Annotated in this window: 16 protein-coding genes; 7 read left to right on the top strand and 9 right to left on the bottom strand. The window is 65.4% G+C overall.

Annotation, left to right across the window (positions count from 1 at the left end; translation table 11 throughout):
* From AC56KZ_RS03375 to AC56KZ_RS03365, 3 genes are all read right to left on the bottom strand, one after another.
* The gene (locus tag AC56KZ_RS03375; RefSeq protein ID WP_497160709.1) at positions 1–1,215 is read right to left on the bottom strand and encodes a substrate-binding domain-containing protein; all 1,215 of its coding nucleotides are present in this window, start codon (positions 1,213–1,215) and stop codon (positions 1–3) included.
* Positions 1,216–1,237: 22 nt separating this feature from the next.
* Positions 1,238–2,110 (bottom strand): alpha/beta fold hydrolase, encoded by an 873-nt coding sequence (locus AC56KZ_RS03370; protein WP_497160708.1) that lies wholly within the window; start codon positions 2,108–2,110, stop codon positions 1,238–1,240.
* Between the two features lie 121 nt (positions 2,111–2,231).
* A complete protein-coding gene (locus AC56KZ_RS03365; protein ID WP_497160707.1) occupies positions 2,232–4,526 on the bottom strand; it encodes a TonB-dependent receptor in 2,295 nt (764 codons plus the stop codon).
* Between the two features lie 269 nt (positions 4,527–4,795).
* Here AC56KZ_RS03365 and AC56KZ_RS03360 point away from each other — a divergent pair, with 269 nt between their 5' ends.
* Positions 4,796–5,689, top strand: a complete 894-nt coding sequence (locus AC56KZ_RS03360; protein ID WP_497160706.1) for a LysR family transcriptional regulator — start codon at positions 4,796–4,798, stop codon at positions 5,687–5,689.
* Complete coding sequence (locus AC56KZ_RS03355; RefSeq protein WP_497160705.1) at positions 5,689–6,279, top strand: GNAT family N-acetyltransferase; 591 nt, start codon at positions 5,689–5,691, stop codon at positions 6,277–6,279. Before AC56KZ_RS03360 ends, AC56KZ_RS03355 begins: the two co-directional genes overlap by 1 nt.
* Before the next feature lie 68 nt (positions 6,280–6,347).
* Here the strand turns inward: AC56KZ_RS03355 and AC56KZ_RS03350 are convergent, their stop codons facing one another.
* Entirely contained in the window at positions 6,348–7,481 is a 1,134-nt protein-coding gene (locus AC56KZ_RS03350) for a GNAT family N-acetyltransferase (RefSeq protein WP_497160704.1), read from the bottom strand.
* Positions 7,482–7,521: 40 nt separating this feature from the next.
* Here AC56KZ_RS03350 and AC56KZ_RS03345 point away from each other — a divergent pair, with 40 nt between their 5' ends.
* Positions 7,522–9,570, top strand: a complete 2,049-nt coding sequence (locus AC56KZ_RS03345) for an NAD(+) synthase (protein ID WP_497161207.1) — start codon at positions 7,522–7,524, stop codon at positions 9,568–9,570.
* Between the two features lie 24 nt (positions 9,571–9,594).
* Positions 9,595–9,933, top strand: a complete 339-nt coding sequence (locus AC56KZ_RS03340; protein WP_305824866.1) for a P-II family nitrogen regulator — start codon at positions 9,595–9,597, stop codon at positions 9,931–9,933.
* Positions 9,934–9,948: 15 nt separating this feature from the next.
* On the opposite strand, the gene AC56KZ_RS03335 is transcribed toward AC56KZ_RS03340, so the two are convergent.
* The 4 genes from AC56KZ_RS03335 to trxB all read right to left on the bottom strand — a co-directional run bounded on the left by AC56KZ_RS03335 (position 9,949) and on the right by trxB (position 14,526).
* Positions 9,949–10,557, bottom strand: a complete 609-nt coding sequence (locus tag AC56KZ_RS03335) for a trimeric intracellular cation channel family protein (RefSeq protein WP_497160703.1) — start codon at positions 10,555–10,557, stop codon at positions 9,949–9,951.
* A 75-nt stretch (positions 10,558–10,632) separates the two neighbouring features.
* A complete protein-coding gene (locus AC56KZ_RS03330) occupies positions 10,633–12,831 on the bottom strand; it encodes an ATP-binding protein (RefSeq protein WP_497160702.1) in 2,199 nt (732 codons plus the stop codon).
* Between the two features lie 60 nt (positions 12,832–12,891).
* Positions 12,892–13,551, bottom strand: coding sequence for a Smr/MutS family protein (locus AC56KZ_RS03325; RefSeq protein ID WP_497160701.1), 660 nt, complete (start codon positions 13,549–13,551; stop codon positions 12,892–12,894).
* Positions 13,552–13,566: 15 nt separating this feature from the next.
* Positions 13,567–14,526, bottom strand: a complete 960-nt coding sequence (gene trxB / locus AC56KZ_RS03320) for a thioredoxin-disulfide reductase (protein WP_497160700.1) — start codon at positions 14,524–14,526, stop codon at positions 13,567–13,569.
* Between the two features lie 180 nt (positions 14,527–14,706).
* Here trxB and AC56KZ_RS03315 point away from each other — a divergent pair, with 180 nt between their 5' ends.
* Both AC56KZ_RS03315 and lolA read left to right on the top strand, forming a co-directional pair.
* A complete protein-coding gene (locus tag AC56KZ_RS03315) occupies positions 14,707–17,184 on the top strand; it encodes a DNA translocase FtsK (protein WP_497160699.1) in 2,478 nt (825 codons plus the stop codon).
* 82 nt (positions 17,185–17,266) lie between these two features.
* Positions 17,267–17,893 carry an outer membrane lipoprotein chaperone LolA gene (gene lolA / locus AC56KZ_RS03310; RefSeq protein WP_497160698.1) on the top strand — a complete coding sequence of 209 codons (627 nt, stop codon included), beginning with the start codon at positions 17,267–17,269 and terminating at the stop codon, positions 17,891–17,893.
* A 30-nt stretch (positions 17,894–17,923) separates the two neighbouring features.
* Here lolA and AC56KZ_RS03305 read toward each other — a convergent pair whose 3' ends face one another.
* Entirely contained in the window at positions 17,924–18,910 is a 987-nt protein-coding gene (locus AC56KZ_RS03305) for a hypothetical protein (RefSeq protein WP_497160697.1), read from the bottom strand.
* A 294-nt stretch (positions 18,911–19,204) separates the two neighbouring features.
* On the opposite strand from AC56KZ_RS03305, the gene AC56KZ_RS03300 reads away from it, so the two are divergent.
* A complete protein-coding gene (locus AC56KZ_RS03300) occupies positions 19,205–20,509 on the top strand; it encodes a replication-associated recombination protein A (protein WP_497160696.1) in 1,305 nt (434 codons plus the stop codon).
* Positions 20,510–20,562: the final 53 nt, after the last annotated feature.

Below are 20,562 nucleotides of genomic sequence, written 5' to 3'. Positions count from 1 at the left end.
TCAGCGCTTGTTCCTGATCGGCAGCGGCATCTCGGCGGCCGGAATCTCGCGCACCAGTTCCAGCAGGTCCCATTCGCTCTTCTGCGCTTTCTTGATGCGGAAGTGGTACATCGACTGGATCGCCTGGTGGTCCTCCTTGCGGAAGCTCATCGGGCCTTTCGGGGTCTCGAAGCTCATGCCTTCCATGGCCGCCACCAGCTGCTCGCTGTTGACCTGGCCATTGCTGCCGCTCGGGACCTTCGACAGCGCATTGAACACGGCGCTGGCCGCGGCAAAGCCGCCGGCGGTGAACATGTCGGGCGGCGCCTTGTAGCGCTTGGTGTGTTCCGCCACCAGCCAGTCGTTCATCTTGTTCTTCGGGAAGGCATAGTAATAATAGATCGTGCCTTCGGTGCCTCCGTAATTCTTCCAGGTCTTCATCACCGGCAGGATGTTGCCGCCCGGGGCCAGCGAAATGCCGTAGCGCTCAGGCTTCATGTCGGCGATCTTGTTCATCGGGTTCGGGCCGGCCCAGACGATGCCGAGCACGCGCGGCTGCGGCTTGTCCTTCAGGGCGTTGAACAGGCGCTGGGTCGGGGCGGTGAAGTCGGTCGAGGTGGCGGGCGCGTATTCCTCGTGCACGACGCGGGTCTTGCTGCCGGTGGCCGCCAGCGCTTCCTTGCCGGCCTTGATGGCGTCGCGGCCGAAGGCGTAATCCTGCGCCAGGAAGGCGACGCTGCCCCCCTTCAGAGTGGTGGCGGCGGCCATCGCGTCCTGCATCGAGCTGCGCGCGGTGCGGAAGATGTACTTGTTCCACTTGTCGCCGGTGATCGCGTCGGCCACAGCCGGCTCGATGATCAGCACCTTCTTGTATTCCTTCGCCACCGGCAGCATCGCGATCGCGGAGCCGGACGAGGTGGTGCCGACGGCAATCGCCACCTTGTCGTCGCCATAGGCTTCGGCCAGCAGGGTGCGGCCGAGGTCGGGCTTGTTCTGGTCGTCCTTGACGATCACCTTCAGCTTGCGCCCGCCGATCTCCATCTTGCCGCCGGTGAGGTATTCGAGCCCCATCATGAAGCCGGTCTCGGTTTCCTTGGCATAGGTCTCGAGCGGTCCGGTCTTGCCGGCGATGAGGGCGATTTTCAGGTCGGGACCGGCGGCCAGCGCGAGCGGCGCGGCGCCAAGGGCGAAAGCGGCCAGGATGGCGCTGCTCAGGGGTTTGATCAGATGGTTCATGCTGTCTCCTGTGATTCTGGTTCTAGGGAAGCCGCGCCAGGAACTGGCCGATGGCCTCCAGGGCTTCCGGTTCGGTGAGCATCGGCGCATGGCCGACGTTCGGCACTTCGGTGTACTGCATCGTGGGAGCGGCGCGCCGCATCCACGCGACCTGGTTGGTCTCCACCAGGTCCGACAGGGCGCCGCGCACCAGCAGCACGGGGCGCTCCTTCGCCAGGCGCTTGAAGGCGAGGCGCGCCGCCATCGAGGTCGGCTTGAGCTTACCTGTCTGTAATCCTAGCGCAATATTCGGGTCATAGCGCAGTGCCAGCTTGCCTGCCGCGTCGGGTGCAAATGCGCGCTGGGCCCATTTGCCCCATTCCTGGTCCGAGTTGTCGGGGAAGGCGCAGGCATTGATGTCCTTGATGTAGCTGGCCGCTTCATCCCAGGAGGACAAGGTATTGCAGCGGCCCGCGTAGCCGGCGATGCGCGCCAGGCCCCTGGTCGACAGGATCGGGCCGACGTCGTTCAGGACGGCGCCGGCGATCAGGTCGAGGTCCAGCACGGCCAGCGTCATCGTGATCAGGCCGCCCATCGAGGTGCCGACAAACACGGCGCGGTTGACGCCCAGGTCCTGCATCAGCTTGGCGACGTCGCCGGCGTACACGACGGGGTTGTAGTTGTCCGGGTTCGGGTCGCGCGCCGAATGGCCGCGGCCGCGCACATCGAGCGCCAGCACGCGCCGTCCCATGGCCGCGATCGCGGGCGCAAGCTCGTCGAAATCGGCGGAGTTGCGGGTCAGTCCGTGGATGCAGACGACTGGCAGGCGCGCAGGTCCCGGAGCCGCCGGGTAATCGCGTGCGTACAGCGCCAGGCCGTCGGTACTCTGGAAGCGGATGGGTGTGAAGGTGGACACGCTGGCAGATCCTGTTGTTCTCGATTTCGGAGGGAAGCGAAGAAGGGAAGGGCGTGTGACATCACGCTGCGCCGGGCAGCGTCATGTCACACCGTGCTGATTTCTCAGCGCTTCCGAAGGATCAGAAGCGGTACTCGAGCGTGGCCGATACCGTGCGCGGGTTGCCGTAGAAGGCCGTCAGCGTGCCTTCGTTGCCCAGGGTCGGGAACAGGTAGCCGGCGGTCTTGTAGCGCTCGTCGCCCAGGTTCTTGCCGTGGATGCCGGCGCGGATCTTGCCGTCGGCGCGGGTCCAGATGATGCTCGCGTCATACAGCTTGTACGATTCCTGGTCGAGGATCGAGCGGGTTTCGAACTGGGCGGTGTCGCCCTTGTAGGAGGCACTGGCAAGCAGCGAGATCTTGCCGTTGTAGCCCATGACCGGCAGCGCGATGTCGTAGCTGGCGCGCAAGTTGGCCGAGTTGCGCGGCGTGTTCTGGAACACGCGGTTGGCGGCGACGTTGGCGCCGGCGACGATGTATTCCTTGTACTCGGCGTCGATGTAGCTGTACATGCCGGACAGGGTGAAGTCGCGCGTCAGGTTGGCCACCGTTTCGAACTCGAAGCCGCGGATCTTGGCCTTGCCGGCATTCGTCGTCACGCCGGCGAAGCTGTCGTCGCGGCCGTCGCCGTTGGTGTCGATCGCGATCGAGCCCGGGATCTGCACGTCGTTGTAATCGCTGGCGAAGAAGGCGGTGTTGGTGGTGATGCGCCCGCCGTTGAAGGCCGACTTCAGGCCCAGTTCGACCGTCTCGATGGTTTCCGGGTTGTAGCCGCGGCGCGCCTCGGCCAGCGGGATGCGGGTGCCGACGATGTTCAGGCGCGGATCGAAACCGCCGCCCTTGAAGCCTTCCGAGTACGACGCGTACAGGTTATGGTCGGCATTGAACTTGTAGTTGACGGCGACGCGCGGCGTGAACTTCTTGTCTTCGCGCTCGAGGCCGCTGCGCAGGTCGGTGTCGGTGCGGAACAGGACCGCGCCCGGGTTGCCCATTTCCGGGGTGCCGTTGGCGCCCAGGTAGATCTGGCGATAGATCGAGCCGGTGCGCTTGTCGACCGTGTAGCGGCCGCCCAGCGACAGCGACAGCGCGTCGGTGAAGTTGTAGCTGCCGTCGATGTAGGCGGCCCAGGCCTTGGTGCCGATGTCGCCGCTGGTGAAGGTCGAGGTCGGGGCAGCGCCGGCCAGGATGGTGTCGAACTTGTTGTAGGCTTCGGCATCGATGTAGTACACGCCGGCCACGCCGGCGATGCGGTCACCGGTGTAGGTCAGGTTGAATTCCTGGCTAAACTGCTGGTTCTTGTACAGGGCCGGCACGTGGAAGTCGGTCGCCGCCAGCGAATCGAAGTCGATCGGCGCCCACGATTTGTCCTTGCGGCTGGCGGTGATCGACTTGACGGTGAACTCGTTGCTCAGGCGGTACTCGACCAGGGCCGAGACGCCGTGCGCGGTGACTTCCTGGTCGTTGCCCATCGCTTGCGTCAGGTTGGCGCGGGTGTCGAATTCGTTCGACAGGATCGGCGCACCGCTGGTGCGGCCGACGATCAGGCGGTGGCCGTTCTTCGGGCTCGAATCGTCCTGGGTAGCGTCGCCCGCAATGCGGATGAAGAGGTCGGGGGTCGGGGTGAATTCGGCCGACAGGCGCAGCGCCGTGACGTCCTTGTCGTAGTTCTCGGCGCCGGTGGTGAGGTTCTTGCCGAAGCCGTCGCGCTTGAAGCGGGCGACAGTGCCGCCGACGCGCAGGGTGTCCGAAATCGGGGTGCTGGCGGTGGCCACGCCTTCAAGCTGGCCATAGGTGCCGACGGTCGTGCGCAGGCGCACATCCGGCGTCGAAGCCAGCTTGCGGGTCACGTACTTGACGGCGCCGCCGATGGTGTTGCGGCCGTACAGCGTGCCCTGCGGGCCGCGCAGCACTTCGATGCGCTCGACGTCGTAGATGTCGGCCACGGCCGCCTGCGGGCGGGCCAGGTAGATGTCGTCGATATAGATGCCGACGCCGGATTCGAAACCGGCCAGCGGGTCGGCCTGGCCGACGCCGCGGATGAAGGCGGTCAGCGTGGAGTTGGTGGCGCGCGAGGCCTTGAGGGTGGTGTTCGGCAGGGCCAGGGCCAGCGCGGTGACATCGGGCACGCCCTGTTTCGAGAGCTGGTCGGCGCTGAAGGCGGTGACGGAGACCGGCACGTCCTGCAGGGTCTCTTCGCGGCGGCGCGCGGTGACGACCACACGCTGGATGTCGGAAGCGCTGTCGCCGGACGCCGCCGGCGCGCCGGACGTGTCCTGTGCATGGGCCACGCCCATCGCACCGCTCGACAGGGCGAGCAGGGCGGCGGTAGCAATGGCAGTACGATTGAGCAGCTTCATTTTGTTGTTGGTCAGGCGCATCTTTGTCTCCTAATTTTTGGAATGGCTCATGCATTGGATTCGCACGCCGAGCAGTGTGCTCCGGTTCGGTCTGGCTGAAAAGATAACAGCGCGCCCACCGCTTGTGCATTAATGCACAGTCCGTTGCACCACCGTGGTGAAGCACCCATGCAGGGGGAATGATGTATATGCACAATTTACGTGCTGCTATTCATGCATATGGGAATTGATTGCGGGAGGAATGTGCACTAGTGCACAATATGACGTCTTGATATCAAACAAGTGCGCTGATGAATACCTTGCCTGAGTGGACCGACCTCCGTTTCTTCCTCGAGCTGGCGCGCGCCGGCACCTTGTCGGGGGCCTCGCGCCGCCTCGAAGTCGAGCACACGACGGTGGCGCGGCGCATCGACCGCCTCGAGAAGGAACTCGGCTCGACCCTGTTCGACCGTTCCCGTGAAGGCTATGAGCTGACCGAGATGGGCATGGCGCTGCTGCCGCATGCCGAAGCGATGGAAGGGGCGGCGCTGGCGGCATCCGAGCAGCTCAGCGGCGACGGTACCGGGGTGCACGGCGTCGTGCGCCTGGGCGTACCGGAAGTCTTCGGGGTGAAAGTGGTGGCGCCGCTGCTGGTCGGGCTGCTCGAAGCGAATCCCGACCTGACGATCGACCTGCTGGCGCTGCCGCGCTTTGCCAACCTCGCCAACCGCGAGGCCGACCTCGGCGTGATGCTCGACCCGCCCACGACGGGCCGCTACATGGTGACGCGCCTGGCCTCGTTCCGCTTCTACCTGTACGCCTCGCCCGCCTACCTGGAAAAACACCCGCCGATCCGCCACCAGTCCGACCTGTCGCAGCACTATTTCGTCGACTATGTCCAGGACCGGCTGGCCAGCCGCGAGCTGTCCTACCTGAACGAATTCGGCTTCACCCCGAAGCGCCGCCTGTGCTGCTCGGGCATGACCGGCCAGATCGAAGCAGCGACCTTGGGCATGGGACTGGTGATGGCGCCGCCCTACGCGGTGCCGGACGACGGCAAGCTGGTGCAGGTGCTGCCCGACTTCTTCGCCGAGCGCTCGTTCTGGCTGGCCGCGCCGACCGATCTGTACCGGCTGCGGCGGGTGAAGGTGGTGTGGAATCTGCTGCGAGATTATGCGGACAGCCAGCCGTCGCTGTTCGTGTAATGACGTTGGAACATCGGAACGTCGTCGTGCGTGGCTTCCGGCTTGACGACGCCGACGCCGACGCCGTCAACGCGCTGGCCCGCGCCGCCTTTGCCGAATACGAGGGGCATTATGCCGACTGGCCCTCGTTCATTGACGGCATCGGCCGGATGGCCGAGCTGGCCGCCGGGGGCGACTTGCTGGTGGCCGAACGCGGCGGCGAGGTGCTGGGCGCGGTGGTGCACGTCGGTCCCGGCCGGCCGCGCAGCCCGATCTTTCCCGACGCGTGGTCGGTGATCCGGATGCTGGTCGTGGCGCCCGATGCGCGGGGACTTGGCATCGGCAGGCGGCTGGTTGGCGCCTGCCTGGCATGCGCCCGCCGCGACCGCGCGCCCGTGGTCGGGCTGCACACGACTCGCCTGATGGCGTCGGCGTTGCGGCTGTACACGACGATCGGCTTCCGGCACGACATCGACTTGCCTCCTATAAGGGGCGTCCCTTATGGGCGGTATATGCTGCCGGCCGCGGACGTTGATGCGGCCATCGCACGGCTGGGCGTGGCCGAGGCGGGCGTAGGGTGGACTCCTGAGTCCACGCGCTACGGCGGCTGATCAGTGGAGCGCTCAGCGCTGTGTTCGCGGAACGCCAAGTTGCGACAGCGTGGACTCGGGAGTCCACCCTACGTCTTGAACGGATTCCGCTCGTTCAGCTCACTCATGTACTCGTCGATCCCGCCCGCTTCACGCTCGAGGAAGCGTTCGATCGCGTCCGCGAAGGCAGGGTGGGCCAGCCAGTGGGCCGACCAGGTGCGGGTCGGCAGGAAGCCGCGCGCCATCTTGTGTTCGCCCTGGGCGCCGCCCTCGAAGGTGGCGATGCCCTGCTCGATGCAGAATTCGAGCGGCTGGTAGTAGGCCGCTTCGAAATGCAGGCAGGGCACGTGTTCGAGTTCGCCCCAGTAGCGCCCGTACAGGGTGTCGGCGCTGTGGATCACGAGCGAGGCGGCGATCGGGCGGCCGGCGCGCTCGGCGATCACGAGCAGGATATTTTCCGGCATGGTCGCGCCGATGCGGCGGAAGAAGTCCAGGTTCAGGTAGGGGGTCGAGTGGTGGTCCGCATAGGTGTGGCGGTAGCAGCGGTTGAAGAAGACCCAGTCGGCCTGCGTCGCGTCGGCCCCGCGCACGCGGCGCAGGGTGACCCCGGCTTCACGAACCTTGCGCCGCTCGGCCCGGATGTTCTTGCGTTTTTTCTGCTCGAGCGTGGCGAGGAAGTCGTCGAAACTCGCATAGCCCGCGTTCAGCCAGTGGAACTGCACCCCGCACCTGAGCATGAAGCCGGCCTCGCGCAGCTGCTGCGCATGCTCTTCGGGCGGGAACAGGATGTGGGTCGAGGAGACCTCGGTCGCCGCTTGCGTCGCCACCAGCACCTCGATCAGCGCCGCGCGCGCCGCGGCGTCACGCGCCAGCAGGCGCGGCCCCGCAACCGGCGTGAACGGAATCGCCGCCAGCAGCTTCGGGTAATAGTCCAGTCCATGGCGCTGGTAGGCGTCGGCCCAGGCCCAGTCGAACACATATTCGCCGTAGGAATGCTCCTTGACGTAGAGCGGCAGCGCGGCCGCCAATGTGTCGCCGTCGTAGATCGCGATGTATTGCGGCTGCCACCCGGTCGCGGGCGCGGCGCTGCCCGATTCGTGCAGCGCGTGCAGGAAGGCATACGACAAAAACGGGTTGGCTTCTCCCTGCAGCGCAAGCAGGCCATCCCAGGCTGGCTGGCCGATCTCGGACAGGGAGGAAACGATATGCGTGCGATAATTCAAAATTGCTTTCTTACCTTGAAAAGAAGTGCGAAAGGCCATGATGAACGACCGATTTTTCAACCTGTATTCGCATGGCTTCGCGCGTGTGGCCGTGGCGATCCCGCGCTGCCGCATCGCCGATCCGACCTATAACCTTGAGCAGACCTTGACTCTCGCGCGCCAGGCTGCGGAGCAGGGCGCGGCACTGGTCGCGTTCCCGGAACTCGGTCTGTCCGCCTACAGCTGCGAAGACCTGTTCCACCAGCGCGCCTTGCTCGATGCCTGCGAAGCCGCGCTGCTGGCCATCGTCGAGGCGTCCACCGAGCTGCCCCTGGCGATGGTAGTGGGCCTGCCCCTGCGGGTCAATCACCAGCTGTTCAATTGTGCGGCGGTGGTGGCGGGCGGGCGCGTGCTCGGCCTGGTGCCGAAAAGTTATCTGCCCAACTACGGCGAATTCTACGAGTCGCGCCAGTTCTCGGCGGCCGAATGCGCCGCCGTCGACAGCGTACGCCTGTTCGGCGAAGACGTACCCTTCGGCCCGCACCAATTGTTCGAGGTCGAGAATTGTCCGCTGCTGCGCTTCCACGTCGAGATCTGCGAAGACGTCTGGGTGCCGGTGCCGCCATCCTCGTTCGCGGCGATGGCCGGGGCGACGGTGCTGGTGAACCTGTCGGCCTCGAATGTGCTGGTCGGGAAAAGCACCTACCGCCACCAGCTGGTCAGCCAGCAGTCGGCGCGCTGCATGGCCGCCTACCTGTACACCTCGGCCGGGCGCGGCGAGTCGAGCACCGACATGGCCTGGGACGGCCAGGCGCTGATCTACGAAAAGGGCGAACTGCTGGCCGAGTCGGCGCGCTTCCTGGACGAGTCGCACATCATCTTCGCCGACGTCGACCTCGAGCGCATGTCGCAGGAACGCATGCGCGCCACCACCTTCGCCCAGTCGGCGCGCCGCCATGCCGAGGAAGTCGCGAAGTTCCGGGTCCAGCGCTGCATGCTGGCGCTGCCCCTCGAGGGCCGGCTGCCCTTGATGCGCGAAGTCGAGCGCTTCCCCTATGTGCCGGCCGAGCGCGCATTGCGCGACGAGCGCTGCACCGAGGTCTACAACATCCAGGTGCAGGCCCTGATCCAGCGCCTGTCCGCCAGCAGCATCCAGAAAGTGGTGATCGGGGTCTCGGGCGGGCTCGATTCGACCCATGCCTTGCTGGTCTGCGCCGCCGCCATGGACCGCCTCGGCCTGCCGCGCACCAACATCCTCGCCTTCACGATGCCGGGCTTCGCCACCAGCGGACGCACCTTGCAGCAGGCGCACGCCCTGATGGAAGTGGTCGGCTGCACGGCGCGCGAAATCGACATCCGCCCGAGCTGCCTGCAAATGCTGCGCGACCTCGACCACCCCTTCGCCGAAGGCAAGGAGCAGTACGACGTCACCTTCGAAAACGTGCAGGCCGGCGAGCGCACGAACCACCTGTTCAGGCTTGCCAACCACCTGGGCGCGATCGTGATCGGCACCGGCGACCTGTCCGAGCTGGCGCTGGGCTGGTGCACCTATGGCGTGGGCGACCACATGTCGCACTACAACGTCAACGCCAGCGTGCCGAAAACGCTCATCACGCACCTGGTGCGCTGGGTGGCGGACACCGGCAGCGTCGTCAAGGGTGGTGCGGAAGTGCTGCTGAACATCCTCGGCACCGAGATCAGTCCCGAGCTAGTGCCCGGCAAGGAAGGCGACGATAAGCCGGCGCAAATCACCGAAAACGTGATCGGACCCTACGAGCTGCAGGATTTTAATCTCTACTACATCCTGCGCTTTGGCATGAAGCCCGCGAAAGTGGCTTTCCTGTCGTATTCGGCCTGGCATGCGAAGGAAGAGGGCCGCTGGCCCGACGCGCACGGCTCGCGGAACGAGTACGACCTGGCGGCGATCAAGCGCAACCTGCAGATCTTCCTGTGGCGCTTTTTCAAGACCAGCCAGTTCAAGCGCAGCTGCGTGCCGAACGGCCCGAAGGTCGGCAACGGCGGCTCGCTGTCCCCGCGCGGCGACTGGCGCGCGCCGAGCGATTCGGAAGCAATCGTCTGGCTGGACGACCTGAAGAACATCCCGGACTAAGAACATTCCACACTAGGAGCAAGCATGAAGCAGATTACCTGCGTGATCAAACCGTTCAAACTCGACGAAGTGCGCGAGGCCCTGGCCGACGTCAACGTCACCGGCCTGACGGTTACCGAAGTCAAGGGCTTCGGCCGCCAGAAGGGCCACACCGAACTCTATCGCGGCGCCGAATACGTGGTCGACTTCCTGCCGAAAGTGAAGATCGAGGTGGTGGTGGACGACGCCATCGTCGACCAGGTCGTCGACGCCATCATCAAGGCGGCACGCACCGGCAAGATCGGCGACGGCAAGATTTTCGTGCAGGACGTGCAGCAGGTGATCCGGATCCGTACCGGGGAGACCGGGCCGGACGCGGTGTGATTGCGGATGGGGCGCTCAGCGCCCCATCTGGATATCGAATTTCCAGGTCACCAGGCGGAGTACGCTGATGAACAGCGCACTGCTCCACAGCGCAAAATCGTGCGACGCGTTGGTATATAGACCCATCAGCAGGAACATCCAGTTGCCGAGAAAGGCGCACAGGGCGTAGGGTTTGCCGTCCCTGAACACCATCGGCACTTCGTTGCAGACGATGTCGCGCAGCACGCCACCGAAGATTCCCGTGATCACGCCCATCATCGAGGCGATAAACAGCGGCATGCCCGCGTCCAGCGCCGCAGCGACACCGGCAATCGAAAACAGTCCCAGGCCGACAGCGTCGGCAATCACGATCAGGCGCTCGGAGACGATGTGGCGCAGGGTGCGGATCACGGGCGAGGCAATCAGGGCCAGGACAAAAATCAGGATCGCGTATTCCTGATGCGTGACCCAGAACAGAGGGCGGCGGTCGAGCAGGATGTCGCGCAGGGTGCCGCCGCCAAAGGCGGCGATGAAGGCGACGGTAAACACCCCTACCAGGTCCATGCGCTTGCGGCGCGCTTCGATGAAGCCGGAAAACGCCCCGACCAGGATGGCCATGATTTCAATGAACTTGATGAGGGTCATGCAGGGAACCGCGCTGTTAGCATGTTGCTAGATTAACATGCGCGCTGCATCAGCGACAGGTGGACTTCGGCCACCTCAGCCGCTTGTTGTCAGGCACAGCGGCAGGCGTACGCTGAAGACGACCTGTCCACCCTCATACCGGTAGGCGATTTCGCCCTCATGCTCACGCACGATGGTCGCCACGATGTACAGGCCTAGTCCCATGCCGGTGCGGTTGCGCGGATTATGCAGCGAGCCGCGCTTGAAAGGATTGAACAGCGAGGCCGCCACGTCTTCGGGGATCGGATCGCCTGCGTTCGTCACGTCGAGCATGGCCCAGCCGTGCCCGGCGGCGAGCATGACCACGATCGGAGTGTCGACGTGGCCGTGGTGGCGTGCATTGCTCAGCAAATTGGACAACACCTGGGCGATCCTGCCGCCATCGGCGCGCACCATGACCGGCCCGGGATTGACGTAGTCGTAGCGAACGGCCGGATACGCCAGGCGCATCTCCTCGGCCAGGTCGTCGGCAAGCGCCGCCAGGTCGAGCGGCTCGAGCGCCATGCCCAGCCCGAGGCCGCCGTCGATCCGGCTCATGTCGAGCACCTGCCCGATCATGCGCTCCATGCGGTTGGTGGACGACTGGATGCGTTTGCCGAGGGTCGGCTGGGTGGCGCCGCGCTCGAGCATGGAGCCGGCCATGTTGATCGAGTGGAGCGGATCACGCAGGTCATGTCCCAGCATGGCCAGCAGCTGGGCGCGGGTGGTTTCGGTTTGCGCGCGGCGTGCGTTCGAGGCGCGCAGCAGTTCCGACAGCATCAGCCGGGCGTTGGCCAGCACGGCCGGTTCCCAGGGGTAGGCCCGGCCGACGACAGTCTCCTGCCAGGCATCAAACGAGCCGCGCGGCGTCAGGCGCGCCCCGAGGGGGCCTGCTTCGACTGTTTTTTCCGGGCGCCCGGCCCAGGAAACGTGTTCGATCTGTTCGGTGCGCAGCAGCAGGCACCAGCCGCCGCCGGGCGGGTCGAAGGGCAAGGCCAGCAGGCCGGCCCATTTGCCGAGTTGGGCCTGCACTTCCTGCGGCCATTCGCCAATATGCTCGCGCACCAGCAGATTGCTGGCGTCGCCCGGCAGTGCGCGGACGATCGCCTCGGCGGCATGGCGCTCGATCGGGCCCTGGCGCAGGACTTTACCGTTGTGGATGCACACCAGCGCCTGCGAGCCGGTGGCCTCCAACAGTGCTTCGCCATGGCGCGCCAGGGCGTCGAGCGGCTCTTCATCGGTCAGCAGCGACTCGACCAGGTCGGTTCGCACGTGCGCCGCGCGCTCCACCAGTTCAGCGTCGAGCCGCGCTTCGATGCTCTGGATGGTCGATGCCATGACCTGGGCCAGCACGTCGGCGGCCATGCGGATGGCATAAGGCACTGTTTTGGGCGCCATATGGTGACAGGCGATCAGACCCCACAGGCGGCCGTTGATGACGATCGATACGCTCATCGAAGCGCACACGCCCATGTTGCGCAGGTACTCCACATGGATCGGCGAGACGCTGCGCAGCACGGCGAAGCTCATGTCGAGCGGCATTGCGCCCGGTGCCCCAAGCAGCGGCACCGGCGTGTAGCCGATGTCGGCGATGTTGCGCAGGGTATTGAGCACGTACAGGCGGCGCGCCTGCGCCGGAATGTCGCCGGCTGGATAGCGCTGGCCGAGGAAGGGAAGCAGATCGTCGCGGCGCGCCTCGGCCACGACGTCGCCGCTGTCGTCGGGACGAAAACGGTAGGCCATCACACGGTCGAAGCCGGTGAAGGCGCGCGCCTGCTGCACCGCCGTTTCCAGCAGGCCTTCGATGCTGCGCTGGCGGCGCACGCGTTCGATCGAGCTGTGGGCCTTGACCGCGAACAGGGCGACCTCGTCGGCGGGCACGGCGCGCGTTTCGAATTCGGCGACGATGCGCCCGTTTATGGCATGCACGATGCAGTCGTAATCGAGGCCTTCGAATGTGACCGCGGCCATCGCCGGCGGAAATTCTCCATTCTCCAGCAGCGCGGCGCAGTCGGCGATCAGCTCAAGACTGGCAGCGGGCAGGGGCAGGTCGCCGACGGGTTGCCCGAGGGTCAGCGAAGATGCCAGGAACGGTGGAATATTGGCGCTCCAGCCGGCAAGCATGCCGTCGCCTTTCATGAACAGGACGAAGCCGTGCGGCTGGATGGATCCGGGCGTATGAATCGGTTCATCGGCGCAGGATGCCAGATCGACCTGGCAGGGGGCGGGCATTGGCTCGGCCAGAACTGGATTCAACGATGTACCTTTTGAAAAATGGACGCGGGATACGGTAGTGCAGGATTTTACAATGCCTTGTCAGAGATCGAGCACAGGTTTGAGCAGCACAATCAGCGCACCCTGGCCGCCTTCGGCACGGCCGGCCGCGCAAAACGCGACGACGTCGTCGAGCTGCACCAGCCAGCTGTGCACGACCGAGCGCAGCACCGGCTGGCCGCCGGGCGAACCGTAGCCGACGCCGTGGATGATGCGCACGCAGCGCACGCCGCGCCGTACCGAGCGGCGCACGAAATCGCCGAGCGGGCCGCGCGCGGCGTCGACTGTCATGCCATGCAGGTCGAGTTCATCCTGCACAGGCCAATGGCGCTTGCGCAGTTTTTTCACGACGTCGTTGCCGACGCCTTCTTTTGCATACGAGAGCGTCGGGTCGTCGTCCAGCAGGCCTTCGACATCGAAACCGTCGGACAGCGACTGCTGCAGCACCAGGGCGTCGTCTTCCTCCTGGCTCAGGATCCGTTTGCCGGGCTGCTCGCGTAACATGGCTTCCTGCACCGGCCGGTACACGTACCGGTTCGACTCGGGCATCTTGCGCACGCCTTCCATCGCACCGCGAAACTCGAGGGCGCGTTCGCGGGCGATGCGTTCGCGCTTTTCGCGCGCGGCCTGTTCGATGGCGCGCAGGCGCTCTTCTTCCTGCAGACGGTCGCGGAAGGATTTGAGATCAGCGAAGTCTTTCATGCACCGCCATTCCTGTTACGAATCTTCGAGGGCCTCGAGGTAACGCTGGGCGTCGAGCGCGGCCATGCAGCCGGTGCCCGAGCTCGTGATCGCCTGGCGATAGATATGGTCCTGGACGTCGCCGGCCGCGAACACGCCCGGCACGGTGGTGGCGGTCGCCATGCCGTCCAGGCCGCTCTTGGTCCGGATATAGCCGTTCTTCATTTCCAGTTGGCCGTCGAAGATCATCGTGTTCGGCTTGTGGCCGATCGCCACGAACAGGCCGTGCACGGTCAGGTCCTTGGTCGAACCGTCGCCGGTGGACTTCAGGCGCAGGCCGGTCACGCCGCTGGTGTCGCCCAGGACTTCCTCGAGCGTCTGTTTCAGTTCCAGCACAATCTTGCCTTCGGAGACCTTGTGCATCATGCGGTCGACCAGGATCGGCTCGGCGCGGAATTTCTCGCGGCGGTGGATCAGGGTGACTTTCGAGGCGATGCCGGCCAGGTACAGGGCTTCCTCGACCGCGGTATTGCCGCCGCCGATGACCGCCACTTCCTGGTTACGGTAGAAGAAGCCGTCGCAGGTGGCGCAGGCGGACACGCCGCGGCCCATGAAGGCCTGTTCCGATTCCAGGCCGAGGTACTGGGCCGAGGCGCCGGTGGCGATGATCAGGGCGTCGCAGGTGAATTCATGCGAATCGCCGACCAGGCGGATCGGCTTCTCGTTCAGATAGGTCGTGTGGATATGGTCGAACACGATCTCGGTGTTGAAGCGCTCGGCGTGTTGCAGCAGGCGCGCCATCAGTTCCGGACCCTGCACGCCCAGCGGATCGCCCGGCCAGTTTTCGACATCGGTCGTGGTCATCAGCTGCCCGCCCTGTTCGACGCCGGTGACCAGCATCGGGCTCAAGTTGGCGCGCGCGGCGTACACGGCGGCGCTGTAGCCGGCGGGACCGGAACCGAGGATCAGGACTTTGGCGTGTTTCTTAGTGGTCATGGGAGGCGATGTAGTCAATATGAGATGGGAAACTGGGGACGGGACGACGAGAATCAAGGTCTCCGGGTGCGATGTCGATTATAGACGATGATGCGCAACAGCATGAATCACGGGCTTCGCGCCGCCATATGCCTTAGAATGGGCGGATTCCATATGGCGATCACATCAGCAGCTAGCAGCATGAGCAAGAAGAGTCCCGCACAGTCCCCGACACCACCCCGTCATCCCGCCCCCAGGTCGCCGATGCCGCGCCGTCTTGCCCGTCTCCTGATGGAGGCGCGCTGGATCGCCCTGGCCGTCGTCTTCCTGTATTTCGTGATGATCTTGTTAAGCTATAACAAGGCCGATCCCGGCTGGTCGCACGCGAATACTGTCGCGTCGATCTCGAACCTGGGCGGCCGCGCCGGCGCCTGGATGGCCGACCTGCTGCTGTTCATTTTCGGCTTCTCCGCCTGGTGGTGGGGCGTGCTGTTCCTGCGCGCCGTCTGGCGTGGCTGGCGGCGCCTGACCGACAAGCTCGACCCTCCCGCCGAAGCCGAGCACCAGGACGAATTCATCATCCGCTGGATCGGCTTCGGCCTGATGTTTGCCGGCAGCGTCGGCCTCGAATACCTGCGCATGTGGTCGTGGCAGGTGGAGCTGCCGCGGGCCCCGGGCGGCGTGCTTGGCCAGCTGCTGGGCCACGCGGCGCAGACGGCATTTGGTTCGACCGGCGCCACCTTGTTGCTGCTGCTGCTGTTCGGCCTCGGTTTTTCGCTGTTCTTCCAGGTGTCCTGGCTGGCCGTGGCCGAGCGCATCGGCGAAAAGGTCGAGTCGGCGATGGACTGGTTCCGCCTGCGTCATGAAGACCGCGAAGACCGGCGCCAGGGTGAAGAGGCCGCCGTGCGGCGCGACGAAGCGCTGGTGTCCGAGCGCGTTCGCCATGACAAGCCGGCGGCGCCCGGCCGTGCCGAGCCGCAGCTTGCGCAGTTCGATGCCGCTCCCGCTTCGGCGCCGAAGAGCGTGCCGTCGCTGGCCGCCCCGGCTTTGCCGGCGTCGATGCCGTCCGGCGCCGACGTCGACCTGGCCCCAAGCCCGATCAAGATCGAACTGCAGATGATGTCGGTGCCAAAAGGCGAGCGCGCCCAGAAAGAGCAGCAGACGCCGCTCTTCCGCGACTTGCCCGGCGACTCGCCGCTGCCGCCGCTGTCCCTGCTCGACGATCCACCGCCGGTGCAGGAAACGGTCGCCGTCGAGACGCTCGAATTCACCAGCCGCCTGATCGAAAAGAAGCTGTCCGACTTCGGCGTCGAAGCGAAGGTCGTCGCCGCCTTCCCGGGCCCGGTCGTCACGCGCTATGAAATCGAGCCGGCCACCGGCGTCAAGGGCAGCCAGATCGTCAACCTGGCGCGCGACCTGGCGCGTTCGCTGTCGCTGACCTCGATCCGCGTGGTGGAAACCATCCCCGGCAAGAACTACATGGCGCTGGAGCTGCCGAACCCGAAGCGCCAGATCGTGCGCCTGACGGAAATCGTCGGTTCCAAGGTCTATAACGACAGCCCCTCGAGCCTGACCGTGGCGCTCGGCAAGGACATCGCCGGCAAGCCGGTGGTGGCCGACCTGGCCAAGATGCCGCACCTGCTGGTGGCCGGCACCACCGGTTCCGGCAAGTCGGTCGGCATCAACGCCACCATCCTGTCCTTGCTGTATAAATCCGATCCGGCCGACGTACGCCTGATCCTGATCGACCCGAAGATGCTGGAGATGTCGGTCTACGAAGGCATTCCGCACCTGCTGGCGCCGGTCGTGACCGACATGCGCCAGGCCGGCCACGCCCTGAACTGGGCCGTGAACGAGATGGAGCGCCGCTACAAGCTGATGTCGAAACTCGGCGTGCGTAACCTGGCCGGCTACAACGCCAAGATCCTCGACGCCCAGAAGCGCGAAGAGCACATTCCGAACCCGTTCTCGATCATGCCGGACAATCCGGAGCCGCTCGAAAAGCTGCCGACCATCGTCATCATCATCGACGAATTGGCCGACCTGATGATGGTCGTGGGTAAAAAGGTGGAAGAGCTGATCGCCCGTATCGCCCAGAAGGCGCGCGCCGCCGGCATTCACCTGATCCTGGCGACCCAGCGCCCGTCGGTGGACGTCATCACGGGCCTGATCAAGGCGAACATCCCGACCCGCATCGCGTTCCAGGTATCGTCGAAGATCGACTCGCGCACCATTCTCGACCAGATGGGCGCCGAAGCGCTGCTCGGCATGGGCGACATGCTCTACATGCCGCCGGGTACCGGCCTGCCGGTGCGGGTGCACGGCGCCTTTGTCTCGGACGAAGAAGTGCATCGAGTTGTAAAACACCTGCAGTCCACGGGCGAACCGAATTACATTGAAGGCATTCTCGAAGGCGGCACGCTGGAAGAGGGCGCAACGGGCGGCGACGGCATGCCGGCCGGCGAGGGTGGCGGCGAGTCCGACGCCCTGTACGACCAGGCCGTGGCCGTGGTGCTGAAAAACCGCCGCGCCTCGATCTCGCTGGTCCAGCGCCACCTGCGCATCGGCTACAACCGCGCCGCGCGCCTGCTCGAGCAGATGGAGCAAAGCGGCGTCGTCTCGCCGATGCAGAGCAACGGCAACCGCGACATCCTCGTGCCGGCCACGCAAGCCGAGTAATTCGTAGGGAGGGCCGGGCGGCGAACCGCTCTTGAGCCCACGCGGTCGTACCGATGCACGCCGCACACTAAAAGGATAACCGATGACCATGAAAACCAACATCGCCGTATTGATCGCCACTTTGGTCCTGTCCGGCAGCGCCCACGCCGCTGCCCTCGACCAGTTCAAATCCTTCGTGGCCAACACCAAGGCCGCAAAAGGCGAGTTTACCCAGCAGCAACAGCGCAAGTCCGCCACCAGCAAGGTCGCCCCGATCTCGAGCGGCTCCTTCGTGTTCGCCCGTCCCGGCAAGTTCATCTGGAACTACCAGAAACCCTACGACCAGCTGCTGCAGGCCGACGGCGACCAGCTCTACGTCTACGACAAGGACCTGAACCAGGTCACGATCAAGAAGCTCGGCAACGCGCTCGGCTCCTCCCCGGCCGCCATCCTGTTCGGCAGCAACGACCTGGAAAAGAACTTCACCCTGTCCGAAGCCGGCACCCGCGGCGGCCTGGAATGGCTGAACGCCGTGCCCAAGGCGCGCGACACAAGTTTCGAACAGATCAGCATCGGCATGCGCAACGGCGTGCCGGAAGCGATGGAGCTGAAGGACAACTTCGGCCAGACCTCGGTATTGAAGTTCACCAGCTTCCAGCGCAACCCGACGCTCGGCGCGCAGCAGTTCACCTTTAATATCCCGAAGGGTGCGGACGTCAACCGTCAATAAGCAAACCGCTGGGTCGCTCGGCGGCGTGGACTATTTCATCCCACGTGTGTTGTCGAGCGCCTTGAGCAGAAAGTAGTTGCCGGGCGTGCGCGCCAGCGCGGCCACCAGCGCCGGGGCGAAGTCGGGCGGCAGAGGCGAAATCCCGCCGAGCGCGAGGGCCGCCATGTCGTTCCGGTGTTCGGTTGCCTCGATCAGTAACTGGCGCTGGACTTCAGGCGAGCCCGGCGCAATCGTGGCGAGTGCCGAGGCAATGTTGCCCGACAGGACATCGTCGTGCCGGCTACTGCCGAGCCGCGCGATCAGGGCGGGCACCGCGCTGCCCGCCGCAGGGCCGAGCGGGAACAGCGCCAGGACCGCATGGGGCGCCATGACCGGATGATCGAGGAGGCCGGTGATGACCGGTATGCTCTCGTCCGTCTCGCCGATGGCGGCGAGCGCAGACAAGGCTGCGTTGCCACTCCTGCTGTCGCCAGCCAGCTTTGCCCGTTCGAGCGCGGCCATGATTTCCGGCAGCACCACCCGCGCATCCCTGCCCATGTCGGCCAGGGCGCCGAGCACCATGTGCTCTTTCTCCCGGTCCGGCAGCAGCGACACCAGGTGCGGTATGACGCGGCCCGGGTCGTGTTTTGCCAGGCGCCCCAGCGCCTCCAGCGGCCCGAGCGCGTGCAGCGGGTAGTAAGGATCGGCGGGCACGCGCGAGCGCGCGATCAGCAGGGGAATCGCCGGTTTGGCCGCCGGGCCGAGCGCGACGACCGCATCGTACAAATACTGGTCCCCCAAAGCACGTGGCCGCTTCAGGCGCTCCATCAGGACCGGCAAGGCCGCTTGCGCGGGCGGACCGATCTCAGCCACGATCGTCATCGCCGTCCAGGCCACGTAGTCATCCCGATCGCGCAGCAGGCCAAGCACGACCGGGAGCGCGGCGGCGCCGCGCGCCCCCAGTTCCTTTGCCGCGCAATCGGCCTGGCGTTGCGTGCCCTTGCCCGCGACGATGCGGCCAAGGGCGTCGTTCGTCACGGCGGCGCTGACGGGCGCGCAAGGCGGTGGCGGGGGTGGCGGTGTCGCCCGTGACGGGCAAGACGCAGTCGCAGCCAGCACTGATGACACGAGAAGAAGGAGAAGTCGCCCTTGATGCATTCTGATCGTTTCCATATTGAATTGGTATGCGGCAGCCAGTTCACCACACGATGACATCTGGCGCAAGCTTCCGAGCGGTGCCCGGCGCCCTCAATGGGTGCATCGGCTACACTAGCCACATGCACAACACCTGCTTACGCCCCATGATATTTCCAAGCGCCACCGGAGGCCGCCGTGGATGACCTCTTCAAGCACGAGCCGGCCGCGCCGCTGGCCGAAGCGCTGCGCCCGCGCACCATCGACGAAGTCATCGGCCAGAGCCACCTGCTCGGCCCCGGCAAGCCGCTGAACCTGGTGTTCAAATCCGGCAAACCCCATTCGATGATCCTGTGGGGCCCGCCCGGCGTCGGCAAGACCACGCTGGCGCGCCTGACGGCGCATGCCTTCGAATGCGAATTCATCGCCCTGTCGGCCGTGCTGTCGGGCGTGAAGGATATCCGCGCCTCCGTCGAGCAGGCCGAGCAATATCTGGCGCGCGGCAGGCACACGATCCTGTTCATCGACGAGATCCACCGCTTCAACAAGTCGCAGCAGGACGCCTTGTTGCCCTTCGTCGAATCGGGCCTGGTGACGCTGATCGGCGCCACCACCGAAAATCCTTCCTTCGAAGTCAATTCCGCACTGCTGTCGCGCTCGCAGGTGTATGTGCTGAAAGCGCTGACGGACGACGAGCTGCGCCTGATGCTGAAACGCGCCCAGGAACGGGTGCTGCAGCACCTGAAGTTCGACGAAGTGGCGATCGGCACCCTGATCGGTTACGCCGACGGCGACGCGCGCCGCTTTCTGAACCTGCTGGAACAGACCAAGACCTCGGCCGAGACCTCCGGCATCACCACCATCACCGCGGAGTTCGTCGACAACGCGCTGACGCTTAATTCGCGCCGCTTCGACAAAGGCGGCGACAATTTCTACGACCAGATCTCGGCCCTGCACAAGTCGGTGCGCGGCTCGCACCCGGATGCTGCCCTGTACTGGCTGTGCCGCATGCTCGATGGCGGCGCCGACGCCAAGTACCTGTCGCGCCGCATCGTGCGCATGGCCTGGGAAGACATCGGCCTGGCCGACCCACGCGCGCTGCAAGTCGCCAACGACGCCGCCACCACCTACGAGCGCCTTGGTTCCCCGGAAGGCGAACTGGCGCTGGGCCAGGCCGTGGTCTATCTGGCGATTGCCGCCAAGAGCAACGCCGGCTACAACGCCTTCAACGCGGCAATGGCGTTCGTGCGCAAGGACAAGTCGCGCGAGGTGCCGGTCCACCTGCGCAACGCGCCGACCAAGCTCATGAAGGAACTCGGCTATGGCCACGCCTATCGCTACGCGCATGACGAGCCGCACGCCTATGCGGCCGGCGAAACCTACCTGCCCGACGGCATGCCCGAGCCGGGCTGGTACCAGCCGGTCCCGCGCGGGGTGGAGGCGAAGATCGGCGAGAAGCTGGCTTTCCTGCGTCAACTCGACGAGGACGCGGGGGAGGGCTGAATCCCTGCCAGAAACCGCTGTCCCCTTGGTACAATTGCGTTTTTGACATACTG

Source organism: Telluria sp. LT2P34 (assembly GCF_059685915.1).
The sequence above is the reverse complement of the archived record's forward strand: the minus strand, read 5'-3'. Positions and strand labels throughout refer to the sequence as shown.